The organism is Salinispirillum sp. LH 10-3-1 (assembly GCF_030643825.1).
Lineage (GTDB): Bacteria > Pseudomonadota > Gammaproteobacteria > Pseudomonadales > Natronospirillaceae > Salinispirillum.
In genome coordinates, this window is the sequence record NZ_CP101717.1 from 1890523 (window position 1) to 1910539 (window position 20017).

16 protein-coding genes, 2 tRNA genes and 1 pseudogene are annotated in these 20017 nt (G+C 52.1%); 6 read left to right on the forward strand and 13 right to left on the reverse strand.

From position 1 onward, the window contains the following. Window positions 1–17 precede the first annotated feature (17 nt). Entirely contained in the window at window positions 18–959 is a 942-nt protein-coding gene (locus NFC81_RS08390) for an alpha/beta fold hydrolase (RefSeq protein WP_304994035.1), read from the reverse strand. A 326-nt stretch (window positions 960–1285) separates the two neighbouring features. Further along, window positions 1286–1918 carry a lysophospholipid acyltransferase family protein gene (locus NFC81_RS08395; RefSeq protein WP_304994036.1) on the reverse strand — a complete coding sequence of 211 codons (633 nt, stop codon included), beginning with the start codon at window positions 1916–1918 and terminating at the stop codon, window positions 1286–1288. A gap of 425 nt (window positions 1919–2343) precedes the next feature. Here NFC81_RS08395 and NFC81_RS08400 point away from each other — a divergent pair, with 425 nt between their 5' ends. Beyond that, window positions 2344–3486: an endonuclease/exonuclease/phosphatase family protein gene (locus NFC81_RS08400; protein WP_304994037.1), complete on the forward strand. Its 1143-nt coding sequence runs from the start codon at window positions 2344–2346 to the stop codon at window positions 3484–3486. Window positions 3487–3632: 146 nt separating this feature from the next. Here the strand turns inward: NFC81_RS08400 and NFC81_RS08405 are convergent. Continuing rightward, window positions 3633–4710: pseudogene (locus NFC81_RS08405) on the reverse strand (IS3 family transposase). Window positions 4711–4762: 52 nt separating this feature from the next. Between NFC81_RS08405 and NFC81_RS08410 the strand changes: the two are divergent. Further along, window positions 4763–5910 (forward strand): IS3 family transposase gene (locus tag NFC81_RS08410; protein ID WP_304994038.1). Its coding sequence is split into 2 segments (ribosomal slippage): window positions 4763–5000 and window positions 5000–5910, totalling 1149 coding nucleotides; the frame shifts between segments, so codons are not numbered across the junction. A 231-nt stretch (window positions 5911–6141) separates the two neighbouring features. Here the strand turns inward: NFC81_RS08410 and NFC81_RS08415 are convergent. The 10 genes from NFC81_RS08415 to gyrA all read right to left on the reverse strand — a co-directional run bounded on the left by NFC81_RS08415 (window position 6142) and on the right by gyrA (window position 15725). Beyond that, window positions 6142–6217: transfer RNA gene (locus NFC81_RS08415), tRNA-Gly, on the reverse strand. Between the two features lies 1 nt (window position 6218). Further along, window positions 6219–6294: transfer RNA gene (locus NFC81_RS08420), tRNA-Glu, on the reverse strand. Between the two features lie 63 nt (window positions 6295–6357). Beyond that, complete coding sequence (locus NFC81_RS08425; protein ID WP_304994039.1) at window positions 6358–7533, reverse strand: hypothetical protein; 1176 nt, start codon at window positions 7531–7533, stop codon at window positions 6358–6360. Between the two features lie 41 nt (window positions 7534–7574). Beyond that, on the reverse strand, window positions 7575–7832 hold the full coding sequence (locus NFC81_RS08430; protein WP_304994040.1) for a LapA family protein: 258 nt from the start codon (window positions 7830–7832) through the stop codon (window positions 7575–7577). Window positions 7833–7835: 3 nt separating this feature from the next. Next, entirely contained in the window at window positions 7836–8129 is a 294-nt protein-coding gene (ihfB, locus tag NFC81_RS08435; protein ID WP_304994041.1) for an integration host factor subunit beta, read from the reverse strand. 279 nt (window positions 8130–8408) lie between these two features. Further along, window positions 8409–10094 carry a 30S ribosomal protein S1 gene (rpsA, locus tag NFC81_RS08440; RefSeq protein WP_304994042.1) on the reverse strand — a complete coding sequence of 562 codons (1686 nt, stop codon included), beginning with the start codon at window positions 10092–10094 and terminating at the stop codon, window positions 8409–8411. A gap of 228 nt (window positions 10095–10322) precedes the next feature. Beyond that, complete coding sequence (gene cmk / locus NFC81_RS08445; protein WP_304994043.1) at window positions 10323–11009, reverse strand: (d)CMP kinase; 687 nt, start codon at window positions 11007–11009, stop codon at window positions 10323–10325. A 6-nt stretch (window positions 11010–11015) separates the two neighbouring features. Continuing rightward, complete coding sequence (locus tag NFC81_RS08450; RefSeq protein ID WP_304994044.1) at window positions 11016–11915, reverse strand: prephenate dehydrogenase/arogenate dehydrogenase family protein; 900 nt, start codon at window positions 11913–11915, stop codon at window positions 11016–11018. Between the two features lie 5 nt (window positions 11916–11920). Next, on the reverse strand, window positions 11921–13033 hold the full coding sequence (gene pheA, locus NFC81_RS08455; protein ID WP_304994045.1) for a prephenate dehydratase: 1113 nt from the start codon (window positions 13031–13033) through the stop codon (window positions 11921–11923). A gap of 91 nt (window positions 13034–13124) precedes the next feature. Further along, a complete protein-coding gene (gene gyrA, locus NFC81_RS08460) occupies window positions 13125–15725 on the reverse strand; it encodes a DNA gyrase subunit A (RefSeq protein WP_304994046.1) in 2601 nt (866 codons plus the stop codon). A 339-nt stretch (window positions 15726–16064) separates the two neighbouring features. On the opposite strand from gyrA, the gene NFC81_RS08465 reads away from it, so the two are divergent. The 4 genes from NFC81_RS08465 (at window position 16065) to NFC81_RS08480 (ending at window position 19993) form a co-directional block, all read left to right on the forward strand. Beyond that, window positions 16065–17390, forward strand: a complete 1326-nt coding sequence (locus NFC81_RS08465) for a TRZ/ATZ family hydrolase (RefSeq protein ID WP_304994047.1) — start codon at window positions 16065–16067, stop codon at window positions 17388–17390. Continuing rightward, window positions 17383–18090, forward strand: a complete 708-nt coding sequence (gene ubiG, locus NFC81_RS08470) for a bifunctional 2-polyprenyl-6-hydroxyphenol methylase/3-demethylubiquinol 3-O-methyltransferase UbiG (protein WP_304994048.1) — start codon at window positions 17383–17385, stop codon at window positions 18088–18090. Before NFC81_RS08465 ends, ubiG begins: the two co-directional genes overlap by 8 nt. A gap of 11 nt (window positions 18091–18101) precedes the next feature. Then, window positions 18102–18872, forward strand: a complete 771-nt coding sequence (locus NFC81_RS08475; protein ID WP_304994049.1) for a YciK family oxidoreductase — start codon at window positions 18102–18104, stop codon at window positions 18870–18872. Between the two features lie 197 nt (window positions 18873–19069). Beyond that, window positions 19070–19993, forward strand: coding sequence for a GGDEF domain-containing protein (locus NFC81_RS08480; RefSeq protein ID WP_304994050.1), 924 nt, complete (start codon window positions 19070–19072; stop codon window positions 19991–19993). The last annotated feature ends 24 nt before the right edge of the window (window positions 19994–20017 follow it).

The window sequence follows — 20017 nt, forward strand, 5'->3', positions numbered from 1 at the left end:
AAGGTTGGCAGTGTCGCCTATCGACCGGCCAGACCGGATTGAGTTATGACCCAAGCCCAGAGAATCTCATTCACCTCCGGAACAATCGGCGTATCGCAGGAACTGGCGTAGCTCAGGATTGATGACTCTCCAGCTTGAAGCCGCAACATATGATCCATATTCTCTATGATATGAACATCGGTTGGGCTCGGTGAAATATCTTTTATCAGCAGAGTATCATCGGGGTGGCACTGAAAATCTTTACTGCCACCAATAGCCAGTATCGGATGCTTCGTGCTCTTCAAGAACGCCTTAACGTCATAATTGAACGTCTCTCGATAAAACTTTGTACTCACCCTGGAAAAGGAAACCCACACTCTCTTAGCTTTGGTTTTTTCAACCTTTCTCCGGAGCTTGGTCATGGTGGCCAATGGGTTCTTACTGTAAAGGAAAAGGCGCGCCAACTTGCCTTTTATTCCCGTCATTTTTTCTAAATCGCGATTAAGTACCTCGGCATTTTTAACGGCATCTTCCTCGAAGCTCCTGAGGCTGGCGCACAGCATCACCAGCCCGGCCAAGTGCTCTCGCCTTGCAGCGATTTCAGGAGCCAACACAGCGCCCTCACTGTGCCCTAAAACGAATATCTTTTCCGAATCTATTTTTTCTGACTGCCTGCTAAGAAAATCAATCGCCGCACAGGCATCGTCAACCATCTCAGACAAGCCAGCAACGCTAAAATCCCCTTCACTTTTACCGCAGCCTCTTTTGTCATAACGCAATGAAGCAATGCCTTGTTCCGACAAACTTTTAGAAATTTGCTGGAATATTTGGGTGTTGAAACCCGACATATTGCCGTCTCTGTCTTGAGCTCCACTGCCATGAACCATTATTACGCAGGGTAATGGTGTGTCACTCTTGGGCACAGTAAGAGTACCTGCAAGGGATATTTTACCCGATGGAAAAGTGATTTCCTCATTCATACCAATCTCCCTTTGAACGTTAACTCCCGTCGTCCGTGCAGTCTATTGCACATTCACTGTGGGTGTATGCCATCATTCATAGAGCTATCAGCTCGCCCTCAATGTTGACTCTGACTCAATCCTATACCAATCTTCGTCAATAAGCTTTTTACTCTTGGTAAGGCACTTCAAACTTGGTGGTCGAGTAAACTACTTGCAGCAATATTTTTGGTGTGCGGCGATGATTGCTCTGTCGATGTGAAAATTGAAATTGATAACCTCTTTTCAGCCAAGCTCACAAAAACCAATCCCGGCATGGGCTACGTTCTGGGCAGCTTAGCCCTGCCTTACTGCGTATCATGCTTTTCTCGCGGCTCGTTGCGCATGGCGGCCAACGGTGCTGATAACCGCTCTGTATGACGTGGTTCAACGCCGCGATAGAATTCCAGCACTTGCTTCATATCCGCATCCATATCCTCGCTCGGCATCACTAACCCCGGAAAAGACACTTCTTTCTTCTTGTAGTCGGCGGTCGCGACAACGATCGGCACTCCTGCAGCACTGGCAATACGCCAGAATCCAGATTTCCATTGGCTAGCACCATCGCGTGTGCCTTCTGGCGAAACAATCACCATGAATTGCGCATGCGCATTCAACTGATCAACCGTTTGCTGCACTACATCGCGCGCGCTGTTGCGATCAATCGGCATAGCGCCCAACCAGCGCAACAACAAGCCGAGCGGGCCAACAAACGCACTGTCTTTAACCATCACTCGTGCGTCTAATCGCAACATGGCCATCGCCGACAGAGTGACGACGCCATCCCAGTTAGAGGTATGAGGGCCACCGATCAATATGGCTTTGGAAACGTTCGGCAACTGCCCTGTCACTTTCCATCCGAACAGCGACAAAATCAAACGGCCAAGCAGACTGGAAAACGCATTGCCGCGACGCGGCAACTGAGATTCGGGTAGGGACATTAAAACTCCAAGCAAAAAAGATGGTGCGCTAGCACATGCACTCTATGAAAGGCCAAGAAAGCATATAGGCGCGTTGTGATTGTATGGCAATACCTTGAATATCCAACATTTTAAAACGTGAACAACGCGAGCAAATGTTACCTGGTAACCATCTGTCAAACAAAGTATGACTCAAATAAACGCCCTCCGATAAAGTTCGGGTGATTCAATCCTGACTCTTCTCTGAAAGTCACATCCCCCCTAATGATGGCATGGCTTCGATCATTCGGTCTTCTGCTGTCTCTCCCGAAAACCTAACCTTTGGTGTAGGATTAGCTCAGTCGATTTCCTTCGACCAAAGGTATGTTCAAAGCCAAAGGTCTGGCTAGCAGCGTTAACGCCATGGCGTTAGCTGTTTGTGCTATCTATGCTTTCAGGGTTTGTTCATGTCCTTAATGTGGCGTCTCTTCAGTCTCGCCTGTTCAGCACTGATGCTGTCGCTCGTCATCGCCTCCAGTGCAATGGCACTGAATTCCGGTGTTCGACTCGCCTCATGGAACATCCAAAACTTTGGCTGGAATAACGATAAGTCTCTCCCAGCCGTCGCTCGGGTTGCGGCTAAGTTCGATTTCCTTGCCATACAGGAAGTCATGAACGCGACGGCGGTCGAAAGCTTGGCGGAGCAACTCGAACGGGATACGGGCGAATCGTGGCAAGTAATGTACTCGGATCGACTGGGACGCAGAACCTACCGCGAGAAGTACGCCTTTTTATGGCGCGAATCAGTAATCCAGTATGATGGTCAAGCCGTGGTGTACATTGACGATGCCGATCAGTTTGCTCGTCCACCCTATTCAGCCCGTTTCCGCATCAAGGCTACTCAACATACTTTCGTAGCGTCCACTGTGCACATCACCTATGGCAATCGTGTTGCCGATCGCTTGCCGGAGATACACGCTTTAACACGTTACTGGGAATGGCTGCGTGAAGTGTATCCCGAAGATCAGAATCGCATCTTGCTGATGGGTGATTTTAATCTCCCGCCTAGCCATGTGGGTTTTGCGCCTTTGCTGGCCGTTGCCCAACCGTTGATTACCGAAGGCGCTACCACACTGGGCACCCGAGATGGCGTATTTGCAAACCTGTATGACAACATCTTTGTGCCGCACAACACGACATTGAACATCACCCAATCAGGTCTGCTGAAATTTCCACAACGGCTTTCCCTGACCACGGAAACCTACTGGTCACATGAAGCCGCGAGAGCCCATGTATCGGATCATGTGCCGGTGTATGCCATGATCAATGGCGCAATACCCTACGCCATGGTGGCAAAACCTATTGCGATTGACAGTAACCTACTGCTCGCCGTTATCCCGACACCCATGAGAGAGGACTGTGTTGATTTGAATGGCAGCACCGTGGATGAGCTGCAGGCGCTACCACATGTCGGACTCGCGCGTGCCCAAGCCATCATCACAGGCCGATTCTGGCCTTCGGCACTGGCCTTAACTGCAATCTCAGGTCTGTCATCCGGACGTGTACAAGACATCATCGATTCGGGGCTGTTGTGTGAGCCCTTACAGTAAAACGACTTCACCGACTACTCTCAAACGAGCGCCTCCCAATCATCTTCCGCTACCGGCTATGTGGAGCTCTTGAATTCCAGAACACTCCCACGCAACCGCTCAAGAGGGGTAATCCCCCCATTTATAAGCGGGCTCGGAAGTAGAGCTTAGGCCACCAAGGCCAACTTCTGTTGAGGGGTTATCCCTTCAAGCCCCATATTGGGACGCTCGTTATTGTAGTACCAGAGCCAACGTGTCGCATAGTCTTGGACTTCTTCAGTACTTTCAAACAAGTACTGAGTCAGTCAATCATAGCGTACAGTACGATTGTAGCGCTCGATATAGGCATTTTGTTGCGGCTTTCCTGGCTGGATGAACGCCAACGGTATGTCCTGTCTTTCCGCCCATGCGGCCAGCTTGTCACTGATGTACTCCGGCCCATTATCACAGCGAATCGAATTTGGCTTGCCTCGCCATTCGATGATCTGATCTAAGGCCCGCATTACGCGCTCCGCAGGCAAGGAAAGACCAACCTCGATACCCAAGCCCTCTCGATTAAAATCGTCAATGACATTGAAGAGTCGATAGCTACGACCGTCACCGAGCTGATCGTGCATGAAGTCCATAGACCAACTGTCGTTGATGGCTTCTGGCTCTGCCAAAGGCTCTGGCTTCTCGCGCATCAAGCGCTTCTTCGGTTTAATCCGAAGGTTCAGTTCCAGTTCGCAATAAATACGGTAGACGCGCTTATGGTTCCAACGAAAGCCCTTCACATTGCGCAGGTACAGAAAGCACAGCCCCAGTTCTTCCAGTTGTCGGTAAACCGGGTCAGCCACTCGGCTATCTCAGCGTTCTCATCGTTGAGCTTAGCCCGGTACCGATAGCAGGTTTCGCTGATGCTGAAGATCCAACACGCCAGCCTGATACTGATACCTTTATCCGCCACGGCTCTCTGCGCCATCTCACGACGTCGAGACGGCTTCACCACTTTTTTTCAATGGCTTCCTTAAGAATGTCCGATTTCAGACGTTCTTCGGCGTACATCTTTTTGAGCCGACGATTTTCATCTTCCAGCTCCTTTAACCGGGTCATCATTGAGGCATCCATACCACCGAACTTGGCGCGCCACTTGTAAAAGGTGGCGCTGCTCATGCCGTGCTCACGACACAGCTCAGGAACGGGCACGCCGTTCTCTGCTTGCTTCAGAATGGACAGTATTTGGCTATCAGTAAAATGAATCGCCACTAATTTGCTAGACACCTAACAGTTAGAGAAAATGACTGAAAAAGAGGTGTCTATGAGTCACAAACGTTACCCTGATGAATTTAAGATTGAAGCGGTTAAACAAGTCACTGTTGCTGGCCACAGTGTTGCTGATGTCGCACAACGCTTGGGCACAACAACGCACAGCCTGTATGCATGGATCAAACGCTTTGGCCCGAGTGCTCAGCAGCATCAACAAGAGTCAGAAGAAGCGGCTGAGATCCGTCGTCTGAAGAAGGAGCTCCAGCGTGTTACTTCAGAGCGCGACTTGTTAAAAAAAGCCGCGGCGTACTTCGCAAGCCACCCCGAGTAAGGTACGTCTTTATTAAGCAACATCAGGCCAGCCACCCCATTAGGCGTTTGTGCTGGTTGCTTGATGTGCATCCCAGCGGGTACTACGCATGGCTTCGGGACCCGAAGTCTTTGCGACAAAAGGCTAATGAACGTCTGACCGGTCAAATCAAACAATTTTGGCTGGAATCAGGTGGTGTGTACGGCTATCGCAAGATCCATCGTGACTTGCAGGATGTTGGACAGCCTTGTGGTATTAACCGAGTGCATCGTCTAATGAAAGGCGCGGGACTCGAAGCCAAAGTTGGATATAGAAAACCAAGGGCTCATAAGGGGCTGGCACATGTTGTTACGGCCAATGTACTGGATCGGCAATTTAATCCATCCGGCCCTGACCAATCATGGGTAACGGACATCACATACATCAAAACACACGAAGGCTGGCTGTACTTGGGTGCAGTAATGGATTTGTTTTCGCGCCGTATCATCGGCTGGTCGATGGGTGCCAGGATAACTAAAGAACTGGCTCTTGATGCGTTGCTGATGGCCGTATGGCGACGAAGGCCTAAAAGAGAGGTCATCGTGCATTCAGACCAAGGAAGCCAATATACGAGCCATGATTGGGGTGAGTTTTTAACAGCACATAACTTAGTCGGCAGCATGAGTCGTCGCGGGAACTGCCATGACAATGCGGTGGCAGAAAGCTTTTTCCAGCTACTGAAGCGGGAACGAATCAGGCGCAGGATATATACGACAAGAGAAGAGGCTCGAGTCGACATCTTCGACTACATTGAGTTGTTTTATAACCCGGTGCGCCGACACAATTCCAATGATCTGCTGTCACCGGTAGAGTATGAGAAGCGTTACAATGAGAGGCTGGAAAGTGTCTAGCATGCTAGTGGCGATTCAGTTGTGGTCAAATTTGGAAATTCACCAAAAGATCAAATGTAATATTGGTCACCGTTTGGTCACCGTTTGGTCACCGACAAAAAATGCAGGTGTTAAGGGTATCAGGTTTAACGCTTGCTTCGGAGCGGATTGGGATTGGAGTTGCTTGACTGAAATGCCCATGAATAATGAGCGGACATAAAAAAAGCAGCCCTGAGGCTGCTTTTTTAAATCTGGAGCGGGAAACGAGACTCGAACTCGCGACCCCGACCTTGGCAAGGTCGTGCTCTACCAACTGAGCTATTCCCGCATGGCGTCCCCTAGGGGACTCGAACCCCTGTTACCGCCGTGAAAGGGCGGTGTCCTAGGCCACTAGACGAAGGGGACGCATTTCCTTCGAACGAGGCGAATAATACGGACTCACCCTGTAGGTGTCAACAAATTATTTAGTTAAATCAACAGGTTGGCAAACTGGCCTTGATTCAGGTTTAAAGTTTCCCAGCGGTCGCATTGTGGGCAGTGCCAATGGTGCGCCGATGTCTCGTAACCGCAATGCGAGCAGCGATAGAGCCAGTGCTGATCTTTCAGTGGCGAAAGCGTACGGGCGATGCGCTCTAACGAGGGTTCACGCTGCCGTTGCGACAAATGCTGCAGCTGATACGCAATGGTGACGCCATTAACAGGGACGCTATCCAACAGTGCTACGCCCTCTTCCATGCGCTCCAGTCGGCACAACAAATCGCCATGAATCAGTCGAACTTCGGGGTTGTGATGATTTTTCGTTAGTACAGGAGTGATACGGTTAACGTACTCGGGCCGCTTTAGACACAGTGAACGCAGTACATTACGCAACAAGTCCATGCGATCGCTGTGTTGATCGATGTAGCGTTGAATGTAACGATTGAGGTCGCTATCGGCGCCTGACTGCACAGCCAAGCTGATGAAGCTGATCAAAGGCCGCCGCGACACAGCGTCGATCGCTACTGCTTCCTTCACCAGCTGTAACGCTTTTTTGGTATCGCTCCCAGCCAAGTACTGTGCCTGCTCACACAACATATGCACATGGTCGAGACTTAAGCCATTGCTGGCCAATGACTGGTGCGCTTTGAACAAATTCACCGCTGCTTCCCAATCTTTTTGTTGCTGATAGATCTTCAGCAGTAAGCGTGCAGCTTCTGTGCTGTAAGTGCCGTGCTGCGCAATGAGTGAACGAAAGAGGTCCTCGGCGCGGCCGAGGATGCCGGCTGAATAGAAGTCTTTAGCCAACTCCAACTGGGCTCGCTGTTGCGAGTCCCATGATAGGCCAGGACGACCGTAGAGCGATTGATGGATGTCGATGGCGGCTTGCACGTCACCTTGGCGACGATAAACCTCTGCTAACTCTAGGCTAGCGTTGAAGCTGAGATTACCTTGTGAAAACTGGTCTTCCAGGCTACGAACCGCAGATGATTTGGGCGCGCTGGCCGACAATGCATCGGGTGGCGTACCCTCTCGAAGCGAGAAGTCTTTAAGCGAGGGACGTTTGCGCAAATAGTTCAGTGGATGAAAACGGTATTGCACCCAAAGGCCAGCGCCAAATATTACGGCACTCAGTATGACGACTTGTTGCCAACTAAAGTCAGGCACTGTGCTATACGCTCTACGGTGTTTTGTTGTGGACTAGGGTGTCAGGACTGCGGCTTATCGGCCAACGATTTACGCAGCTGTTTAATTTCCCGACGCAGGCTACGCTGCCCCCACCAGAAAAGACAACTGGCGATTAAAAATCCGACTGCGGTGGCAAACAACAGCCACAAGAAAAACGGTAAGCGAATGGTAGAGAAGCCTAGAAAAGATAGTGACAATGGCGTGACGTTGGACAATCCGAGCCCTACACCAACCAGCAGGAGCACGATCACTAGGATCAAGCTCATCAATGATTTCATAAATTATTCGTCTTCTATGGCGGAGTTGACGGATTCACGCAGTTCTTTACCTGGCTTAAAATGCGGTACGTATTTGCCATCCAGCAATACAGCCTCGCCAGTTTTTGGGTTACGGCCTTGGCGCGCCGAGCGATAATGCAGTGAAAAACTGCCAAACCCTCTGACCTCTATGCGTTCGCCATCAGACAGGGCTTCAGACATATGTTCAAGGATGGTCTTAATGGCCAATTCGACATCTTTAGCCGACAAATGCGGTTGTCGCTCCGTGATACGCTCTATCAGTTCCGACTTTGTCATTGTTCCTCCTATATAGGGTGACAGCAAAGTCGGAAATAAGAGTAAGCCAGAAGGGAAAGAAACGCAACAGTCTAATTTTTAAGCACTTTTTCGATGTCAATGTTCGGCCAGAGGGCTGGCCTCCTACAGGATAGGGTACTCCACGCGGGTATGAATACCCGCCCTACCCGGTAGTTATAAATTACGGACGAAAAAAAACCGGCCGAGGCCGGTTTATGCCCATGGATGGGCAGTATGCTGGCAACGCAGGAGCAGTTGCCAGTAATCGAGGGCTAAAACTTAGCCTTCAGACTTGTCTTGCATCTTTTGCTTGATCAGATCACCAATGGTGGTCGGGCCAGCAACGTCTTGCGACTTGTCTTTCAGTTCACGTACTGCTTGCTTCTCATCAGCCATATCTTTCTGCTTGATGGACAGCGTAACAACGCGGTTCTTACGATCAACACTGATGATCTTCGCTTCTACTTCTTCGCCTTCTTTCAGTACGTTACGCGCGTCTTCTACGCGGTCACGGCTGATTTCAGAGGCTTTCAGTACAGCAATTACATCTTCAGCCAGTTCAACAGAAGCGCCTTTTGCGTCTACTTCAACGACCTTACCAGTAACGATAGTGCCTTTGTCATTTACGCTGACGTATTCTGCGAACGGATCGCTTTCCATCTGCTTGATACCCAGTGAGATGCGCTCACGCTCAGGATCAACAGACAAGATCAAAGTTTCCAGCTCATCGCCTTTCTTGTACTTACGTACGGCTTCTTCGCCAGTTTCGTGCCAGCTGATGTCTGACAGGTGAACCAGACCATCGATGCCGCCATCCAGACCCAAGAAGATACCGAAGTCGGTAATAGACTTGATGGTGCCTTTAACACGGTCGCCTTTGTTGAAGCTTTGGGCGAAATCTTCCCAAGGGTTGATCTGAGTCTGCTTGATACCCAGAGAGATACGACGACGCTCTTCGTCGATATCCAGAACCATTACTTCAACTTCGTCACCCACTTGTACCACTTTAGATGGGTGGATGTTCTTGTTGGTCCAATCCATTTCGGATACGTGAACCAAACCTTCAACGCCTTCTTCCAGTTCAGCGAAGCAGCCGTAATCGGTCAGGTTAGTAACCTTAGCTTTAACAACTGAGTCTTCTGGGTAGCGTGCTTTGATGTCGACCCATGGATCTTCACCCAACTGCTTCAGACCCAGAGAAACGCGGTTACGCTCACGGTCGAACTTCAATACTTTAACGTCGATTTCGTCGCCAACTGCAACGATTTCAGACGGATGCTTGATACGCTTCCAAGCCATGTCGGTGATGTGCAGCAGGCCATCTACGCCGCCCAAATCAACGAATGCGCCGTAATCGGTAAGGTTCTTAACGATACCTTTAACGCTCTGACCTTCTTGCAGGTTAGCCAACAGCTCTTCGCGCTCTTGCGAGTTAGCAGACTCCAGAACCGCACGGCGTGAAACCACGACGTTGTTGCGCTTCTTGTCGAGCTTGATAACTTTGAATTCGAGTTCTTTGCCTTCCAGGTGTGCTGTGTCGCGTACTGGACGTACGTCAACCAGTGAACCAGGCAGGAACGCACGAACGGTTTTCACGTCTACTGTGAAGCCGCCTTTCACCTTGCCGTTGATGATACCCATGACCACTTCATCAGCTTCGTGGGCTTTTTCCAGATCAATCCAGGCTTCTGCACGCTTGGCTTTTTCACGCGACAGGCGAGTTTCACCCCAACCGTCTTCCACTGCGTCCAGTGCTACTTTAACTTCGTCGCCAACGCTGACTTCCAGTTCGCCCGCTTCGCTCAGGAACTGAACGCGAGGAACAACGCCTTCTGACTTCAGGCCAGCGTGGATAGTGACCCAATCTTCGTCAATGGCTACAACTACGCCAGTAACAATAGAACCGGGAACCATATCAATGGTTTTTAAACTTTCTTCGAAAAGATCTGCAAAGCTTTCGCTCATGGTTAAATTTTCCTAATCGATCAACGGCTTGGTCGACAAGCTTTTCCGTACGCCAGCTCGTCCGGGTCAATCCAACAAAGTGCCAATACGTCTCGGTGCTGGGTAAGAGAAGTGTACAGGCACACCTAACCCTTTTCAGGGAGGTGCGTATTGTACATATTGTGCACGTGAATTAAAGGGTTTCGGGGCATTTTTACCCCGAAATACGCGGATTTTATGAAACAGGCGCTATCGCAGAGACAGCTTGCCCAAATCAGCCCGGATAGTCTCCAGTACTTCTTCTACTGTTAGGTGGGTGCTGTCTAGGATACGAGCGTCTTCAGCGGGCACTAAGGGCGATGCTGCACGACTGCTGTCACGCTCGTCACGCGCCATGACTTCAGAAAGGACTTCGTCATAACTGGTGGCTACCCCACTGCCCTTTAACTGCTCATAGCGTCGACGCGCACGCTCTTCCGAGCTGGCAGTGAGAAAGACTTTCAAGGTAGCGTCCGGGAAAACCACGGTGCCCATGTCACGCCCATCGGCGACCAAACCCGGTTCAACACGAAAAGCGCGCTGGCGAGCCAACAATGCTTGGCGCACTGCCGGATAGGCTGCTACTCGGGATGCGGCTTCACCGGTCTTTTCAGTGCGCAGCTCACGGGTAACGTCGTCGCCTTCCAAAAACACGGAACCATTGTCGACATCAAAACGAATGTCTAAATGCTCCGCCAATACTGCAACATCGGCATCCTGGTCGAGGTCAATACCATGGTTGAGCGCACAGAGTGCGGTCAAGCGATACAGCGCACCAGAGTCCAAAAAGTGCCAGCCCAGTTCGCGCGCCAACATGGTGCTGACGGTACCCTTGCCCGAGCCGCTAGGCCCATCAATGGTCAATACGGGTGCTGTTTGATCCTTAAAAACTGTCATTAATAATTACCTGGAACGTTCTTCGAGTATCGATGAAAAATAGTCACGCGCGCGTTTTGCTCGAATGAATACTTGCTTAAGTGTGTCACCATCACGCTCACGCAACGCAGTGCGCAAACCCTCTAGATGACTGATGTAGTGATCCAACACGTTCAGTGTAGCGGCGTCATTTGACAGGAAGATGTCATGCCACATGGTTGGGTCACTGGCGGCGATGCGTGTAAAATCACGAAAGCCACCGGCGGCGTAATGGAATATCTCGTATTTTTCTGACTCTTGCGCCAGCGTATCAACCAAGGAGAACGCCAGCAAGTGGGGTAAATGACTGGTCGCTGCCAGTACTTCGTCGTGACGCTCTACCGTCATCATTTGAATATCCGCACCGACGTCGCGCCAAATTGATGTGACGATTTCGATGGCCTCAAGATCACTGCGCTCATGTGGCGTCAGAATAACCTGATGGCGGTCAAATAAATTGGGATCAGCTGCGTCTACCCCACTGTTCTCGGCACCGGCAATGGGATGACCGGGCACCAACCATGTAGGGAGCTCACCAAATACGTCTTGCACGGCACGAATCAACGACCCTTTCACGCTGCCGACATCGGTCAGTATGGTTTTGCCATCCATCAAATAAGGTGCCAACTGCCGCAGCACCTCGGTGGTACTGAGCACTGGCACAGCCAGCACCAGCACATCGGCTTGTTCACACAAGGCTTTAGGGTCGTTCAACACGGCGTCTATCAGGCCACGGCTCTTTGCCTTGGCCGTGGTATCCGCCGAATGATCCGCTCCCAACAGCGTGACTTCGACCTCACGTGCCCGCAGGCCCGCCGCCAAGGACGCTCCGATAAGACCCAGGCCGATAATACCAACGGTGATCGGTCGCTTCGCTTGATTGATCATGCCAACTACAACACGGCAACCGGGTAAGAACCCAGTTCTTTAACTTCTACCGCCCGCTCGCGCACTTCTACCATGGCTTTTTGGACGTTCTCATCTTCCAGATGACCTTTAAAGTCGATAAAGAAGACATACGCCCAATTACCGCTCGGAGAGGGCCGCGTTTCCAGGCGGGTCAAATCGACGTTGTATTTCTGGAAGGCTGCCAACAGATTGAACAACACACCCGGGCCGTTGCGCATGGAAACGATCAGGCTGGTTTTGTCTTGGCCGCTGCGCTGCACGTATTGCTGCCCGATAATCAGGAAGCGCGTAGAGTTGTCTGGGCGGTCTTCAATCTTCTGACTGATGATTTCCAAATCATACAACTCGGCCGCCATTTCGCCGGCAATCGCCGCAGCGTTCCACTCCGAATGCACGCGCTTGGCGGCTTCGGCGTTGCTGTTCACGGCAATACGCTCAACATGCGGCATATGGGCATCCAGCCATTTACGGCACTGGGCCAGTGACTGCTGGTGCGAATAGATGCGTGAAATGGCTTTCTTTTGCGTGTTCTTGCCAATCATTAAGTGCTGGTGAATGCGCAATTCCACTTCACCACAAATTTTTAGATTGGAATTCAAGAAGGTATCCAGCGTGTGGTTGACCACACCCTCGGTAGAGTTCTCGACCGGCACCACGCCGTAGTTCACGGCACCGGCTTCGACATCACGAAACACTTCATCGATGGCGAGCAACGGCTTGGTGTTCACCCACTGCCCGAAATGCTTCAGCGCCGCTTGCTGGGTAAAGGTGCCTTCTGGCCCCAGATACGCCACTTCCAAAGGCTTTTCCAGCGCCAGGCACGCGGACATAATTTCCCGAAACAGCTTTGCCATTTCTTCGTTGTCCAGCGGCCCGTCATTGCGTTCCATCACACGCTGCAACACCTGCGCTTCGCGCTCAGGGCGGTAAAACACCGCGTCTTCTTCGCCAGACTTGCGCGCTTCCAATTTCACATCGGCCACGCGCTTGGCGCAGTTCGCTCGCGCACTGATCAGGCGTTGGATTTCCGCATCAATGGCGTCTATCTCATCACGCAGCTTCAATAATTCAGGATTATTCGTTGGCTTGGTTGCCATTTATTATGACTCTCTCGACTGTTGATCGATTATTCTATGCAGCGTCGTTAGGCAGAGAGAGGCCGACCCTAAGCTCGGCCTCTCCATTACCTTATTCTTCGCCGTCGTCTGCGGCTGGAATCACATTACCTTCTTCATCCAGCACTTCTGCGCCTTCTACTTCTTCTGGCTCGGCAATACAGTCTACACCCACCAGTTTTTCATCATCGGCCAAGCGAATAATGCGCACGCCTTGCGTGTTTCGACTCAGCACGGAGATTTCATCACCACGCGTCCGCACCAGCGTACCCTGATCAGAAATCAGCATCACTTCTTCGCCATCCACCATCTGACGAGCAGCCACCAGCGGACCATTGCGGTCGTTTACGACCATAGCAATAACACCCTGCGTTGCCCGGCTCTTCGCGGGGAAGTCAACGGTTTGCGTACGCTTGCCGTAACCTTTCTCCGACACGGTTAATACCGTGGCGGCATCATCCGCCAGGATCAGGGAAATCAGACGATCGCCTTCTGCTAACTTAATGCCGCGTACACCACGCGCAGTACGGCCCATTTCGCGCACCGACTCTTCGTGGAAGCGCACCGCTTTACCGAACTGGGAGAACAGCATGATGTCATTGGTGCCATTGGTTACGGCAGCTTGAACCAGGTGATCGCCTTCGTCCAATGCCAGCGCAATCAAACCGCTTGAACGACGACGCGCAAAGGCTTGCAAGCTGGTTTTCTTCACCGTACCGGCTGCAGTCGCCATGAAGACAAAGTGATCTTCGGCGTATTCACGGACGGGCAGAATAGACGTCACGCGTTCATCCTCACCCAACGACAGCAAGTTCACCAGCGGGCGACCACGCGACTGACGGCCAGCCTGCGGAATCTGATACACCTTCAACCAGAACACACGGCCCTGATCGGTAAAGCACAACAAGGTATCGTGGGTACTGGCCACCAAGAGCATGTCGACGAAGTCTTCGTCTTTCACACCCAAGGCTGATTTACCACGGCCACCACGGCGCTGTGCTTGATAAGCGGTCAACGGCTGCGTTTTAGCGTAGCCGCTGTGCGAAATGGTTACGACCATGTCTTCTTCGGTGATCAGATCTTCCATTGAGAAGTCTTCACGGTTTTCAACGATCTCAGTCCGGCGCTCATCACCAAACTCATCACGTACCGCGACCAATTCACCTTCAATCACTTCCATCAAACGCGCTTCACTGCCCAATATGCGCAGCAGCTCGCCGATGTCTTCGATCAACTGTTTGTATTCGTTGATCAGCTTCTCGTGCTCTAAGCCGGTCAGCTTTTGCAGACGCAGATCCAGAATCGCTTGCGCTTGCACCATCGATAAATAGTAGCGACCATCACGCACGCCCAGCTCGGGTTCTAAGTCTTCCGGACGGCAGGCATCAGAACCGGCGCGTTCCAGCATGCCGGATACGTCACCCAACTCCCAACCACGCGCCATCAAACGCTCTTTGGCTTCGGCCGTACCAGGCGACGACTTGATCAGCTCGATAACCGGGTCAATATTGCTCAGTGCAATGGCCAAGCCTTCTAACACGTGACCACGCGCCCGTGCCTTGCGCAGCTCGAAGATCGTCCGACGCGTCACGACTTCACGACGGTGACGGACAAAGGCTTCAAGGAATTGCTTCAGGTTCAGTGTGCGTGGCTGGCCGTCGACCAACGCCACGGCGTTGATACCAAACACCGACTCCATTTGGGTCTGGGCGTATAAATTGTTCAACACCACTTCGGACATTTCGCCACGTTTGATTTCAATGGCGATGCGCATACCGTCTTTATCCGACTCGTCGCGCAGCTCGGCAATGCCTTCTATCTTCTTCTCTTTCACCAGATCGGCGATTTTTTCAATCAAGCGCGCTTTGTTGACCTGATAAGGAATTTCGGTGACCACCAAGGTTTCGCGCCCGGAGCGGTCATTCATTTCAACGTGGGTTTTGGCGCGAATGTACACGCGGCCACGGCCGGTACGATACGCATCCACGATGCCAGCACGACCATAAATAAAGCCGCCTGTTGGGAAGTCAGGAGCTGGGATGTACTCCATCAGGCCGTCGATGTCGATGTCGGAGTCTTTGATCAAAGCCAAACAGGCGTTGATCACTTCCGTTAGGTTATGTGGCGCGATGTTGGTTGCCATACCCACGGCAATACCGGCGGAGCCGTTTACCAACAGGTTAGGAATTTTGGTGGGCAAGACTTCCGGAATCTGTTCAGTGCCGTCGTAGTTGGGCACGTAATCCACGGTGTCTTTGTCCAAATCCGCCAGCAGTTCGTGCGCGAACTTGTCCATGCGGATTTCGGTGTAACGCATGGCAGCTGCAGAATCACCATCAACCGAACCAAAGTTACCCTGGCCGTCTACCAAGGTGTAACGCATGGCGAAAGGCTGGGCCATACGAACGATGGTTTCGTACACCGCAGAGTCACCATGCGGGTGGTATTTACCGATGACGTCACCGACCACACGGGCCGACTTTTTATAGGCTTTGTTCCAATCGTTACCCAGCACGTTCATGGCAAAGAGTACCCGACGGTGTACGGGCTTCAAGCCATCCCTTACGTCTGGTAAAGCACGTCCGACAATAACGGACATGGCATAGTCAAGATACGACTGTTTGAGTTCTTCTTCGATGTTGACCGAAAGAATTTCTTTGGCTAGACCGCCCATGCAATAGTTCCTATTGTCCCTTACAAAGAGCTGTCCGTAAGACTCGCCCTGTTAGGTGTCGTTATTATTTAACTCAGTCCGCATTCAGCTCACCGCTGTACGCGCCACAAAATTCGCCGAATTGTACCACAAATCAATATTTTAGGGAGTGTTAGAAGCAGTGATTCGCGGCAACTCGAACGACATTGTGAAAACGGTCTGCCGCGCCTCTGAATAACACCACCAAGCAGCGCTCAACGACCGCACAGTCTCTTTAAACAATCGGTCAGAATGCTGGCCTCACCCTGCCGGAATCAGTATCCTTGCGCTACTCATGAATGAAAATGGAACTCGCTCACTATGACAAGCGTCGACACCCTTATTCACGCTGGCTGGATCATCACCATCAATGCCGATAAAGCCGTACTGCAAAACCACTCTCTGGCGATCAAAGACAACCTGATCGCGGCCATTCTGCCCACTGTTGAGGCGCGCGCGCAGTTCACTGCAACGGAAGAACTGGAACTGACCGAGCACGTATTAATGCCCGGCCTGATCAACATGCACGGTCACGCTGCTATGGCGTATTTCCGTGGCATGGCCGACGACCTGCCTTTGATGACGTGGTTGAACGACCATATTTGGCCCGCTGAGGGCAAGTGGGTCAGCGCCGATTTCGCGCGCGACGGCACCGAATTGGCCATTGCTGAAATGCTGCGTTGCGGTACGACGTATTACGCCGACAACTATTTCTTCGCCGAAGCAACGGTAGATACCATAGTTGACAGTGGTATTCGCGCCCAACTCTGCTTCCCCATCATCGACTTCCCGACCAACTGGGCCGCAACACCGGATGAGCACCTGCAAAAGGGCTTGGCGCTCGCGGTGCAATATAAAGGTCACGAACAGGTCATGGTTTCTTTGGGGCCGCACGCGCCATACACCGTATCAGATGAACCTTTCCGCAAGATCGTTGCCGCAGCAGAAGAACACGACATCCTGATTCAAATGCACGTCCATGAAACCCAAGGCGAAGTGGACGACAGCATCAAACTGCACGGCAAGCGCCCGATTGCACGCCTGAAAGACTTAGGCTTATTGAGCCCTAAAATGCAGTGCGTACACATGACGGCGTTGAACGACGACGACATTCAGATGATCGCCGAAAGTGGTTCGACCGTGGTGCATTGCCCGGAATCTAACCTCAAGCTGGCCAGCGGCTTCTGCCCCATCGACAAACTGCAAAAAGCCGGTGTTAACGTCACGATAGGCACCGACGGCGCAGCCTCCAACAACGATTTGGATATGCTGAGTGAACTCCGCACCGCTGCTATTTTAGCCAAGGCAGCCAGCGGTAATGCCGAAGCCTTGCCTGCACACGCGGCGCTTGAAGCCGCGACCATCAATGCTGCCCGCGCTCTGCGCCTGGAAGACAAAGTTGGCTCACTTGAAGTCGGCAAATGGGCGGACGTAATCGCCATCGACTTCAGCGAACTGGAAAGCCTGCCGGTATACGACCCTGTGTCACACATTGCTTACGCTACCAGCCGCAACCAAGTCACCGATGTCTGGATTGGCGGTCGCCGTGTACTGGCCGAGCGCGAGCTGCTGACCCTGGACGCCGAAGCCATAGCGCAAAAAGCCAAGGCGTGGCAGCAGCGCATTGTGGAGGCGCGTAATGTCTAACGTCGACCCGCACGAAGTTGCCAAGTTCGACGAACTGGCATCACGCTGGTGGGACCCGGAAAGCGAATTCAAACCCCTGCACGAGATCAACCCTCTGCGTGCCGGCTATATAGAAGGTCGGTGTGGTGGTGTAGCCGGCAAACGCATTCTGGACGTTGGCTGTGGTGGAGGCCTAATGGCCGAAGCCATGGCGCATCGTGGCGCTGAGGTGCTGGGCATCGACTTGAGCGAAGTAGCCATTCAAGTGGCTACGGCGCACGCCGAGCAAAGTGGCTTAAACAATGTGCGCTATCGCCTTACTGGCATTGAAGCCTTGGAAGCCGAGCACGATGGACAATACGACATCATCAACTGCTTGGAAATGTTGGAACATGTGCCTGACCCTGCCGCCATCATTGAGCCGTGTCAGCGTTTACTGAAACCGGGCGGCCAGCTGTTTCTCTCTACCCTCAATCGCAATCCTAAGTCCTTCTTATTTGCGATCGTGGGGGCCGAATATATGCTGAATTTAGTGCCACGCGGCACCCACGAATTTAAAAAATTCATTCGTCCAAGCGAGTTAAGCGCTTGGTGTCGCGAGTTCGGTTTTACGCTGCTGGATGAGATGGGCCTCACCTACAACCCGATCACTAAGGCGTATAAGCTGACACCCGATGACGTATCCGTTAACTACATGATCCATGTCTGCAAAGACGCTTAAAGGAACCTTCGATGACCAGTAACGTCGCTTATCTCGACCTACAGGACTTTGCACCCTCACATGACCTGCTGCACGAGAAAACCATTTTGGTGACCGGAGCCGGCAGCGGCATCGGTGCCAGCACTGCGAAAGCCTACGCAGCACACGGGGCCACGGTAATTCTGTTGGGCCGCACACTCGACAAATTGCAACACACCTACGACGCCATTGTCGAAGCTGGACACCCTGAGCCCATCTTGATGCCGTTTGACTTAGAAACCTCAGACGCCGAACCCTATCACCAAATGGCCGCCGCCATCGGCGAGCAGTTCGGTGCCCTGGATGGACTGGTGCATTCTGCTGCCGTACTGGGTCAGCGGACGCCACTGTCGAACTACAATCACGGTGCTTGGGAAACAGTGTTTCAGATCAATGTGCATGGCGCCTTTCATTTGACCAAGGCACTGCTGCCCGTACTAGAGGCCGCACCCGCGCCACGCATCCTGTTCCTAACGTCCAGCGTTGGGCGCGAAGGTCGGCCGTATTGGGGAGCCTATGCGGCGAGTAAATTCGCCGTGGAAGGTATGGCACAGGTGTTGGCTGGGGAAGTCGTCACGCACCCTGACTTTTGCGTGAACGTCGTGAACCCCGGCCGTACGCGCACGGCCATGCGCGCCACCGCCTACCCGGGCGAAGACGTTATGACGGTTCCCGCGCCGGAATCCCACAATGGACTGATGCTCTACCTCATGAGCAGCCATTGCGCTGGCACGAATGGCTTGAGTTTCGACGCGCAGAAATAGAGCTATTTTACCATGCTAAAGCGGCGGACAACTTCTGCCGCTTTGGCCAAGCATGGCCGCCAATCCTTGCCGATTATTGCTCGCTTCCTGCGCCGACCGTCACCTAGCCCCTTGTTTTTATTACCTTTTCTGAATACCACAGACGCTGGCACGCTTTTCGCTATTGTTTAAGCAAACCGTTTTCCGGATGAGCGAACATGGCAACTTCCAACTCTTCGAGTGGCGTTTCACGTAATAAAAAAGTGACCCATCTTGATCTGAAGAGACCCCAAGACCGTCTACCTGAACGTAGCACGTCGTTTTTGCGTGAGTTGCGTCTGCGCATCTCCAGCCTGTCGCAAACCACTTTGGAAATCGAAAAAATCGTGCAGTACTTCTTTGATGAAGTGCAAGCGGCTGTTCACGTCGAAGGTCTTAATTACGTGCACGAAGGCCACAACGTGGCGGTTCAAGTCGGCAGTGCCGAGAAGCACCGAGCCAGCTACCGTTTGAACACCCAGCAATCGTATTTTGGTGAAGTTACTTTCACACGCCGTAAGCGCTTTTCGGAAGTGGAGTTATCGCGTTTGGAGTCATTGCTGGACCTGTTCGTCTACCCCGTACGCAATGGCCTGCAATACCGCGAAGCAGTGCGCTCAGCGCTGACAGACCCGCTGACTGGTGTAGGTAATCGTCTGGGCTTGAGCAATACGTTGCAGAAAGAAATTGAAGTGAGTCGGCGTTATGATCGGCCGCTGACCATCATGATGCTGGACATCGACAAATTCAAAAGCATCAATGACATCTATGGTCACGCTGTCGGTGATCGCGTTCTGGTCGATGTCACCAACTACATGAAGCAGACCTTACGCGTAGCGGACGCCGTATTTCGCTTAGGCGGAGAAGAGTTTTTGATCTTGCTGGCGGACACGTCACTGGATCAAGCAGTAGTCATTGGCGAACGTATTCGCCAGAACATTGAACAGTCACACCAAGGCAGCGACACCAGCCCTTATGTGACTGCGAGCATCGGTATTGCGGCTTATCAGGCCGACATGAGCAGTGACGATCTACTGAACGCCGCCGACCGTGCCATGTATTCTGCTAAAGAGAAAGGCCGTAACAAAATCGAGTGTGCGTAGGAGCGCAGCACCTTCCATACTGGC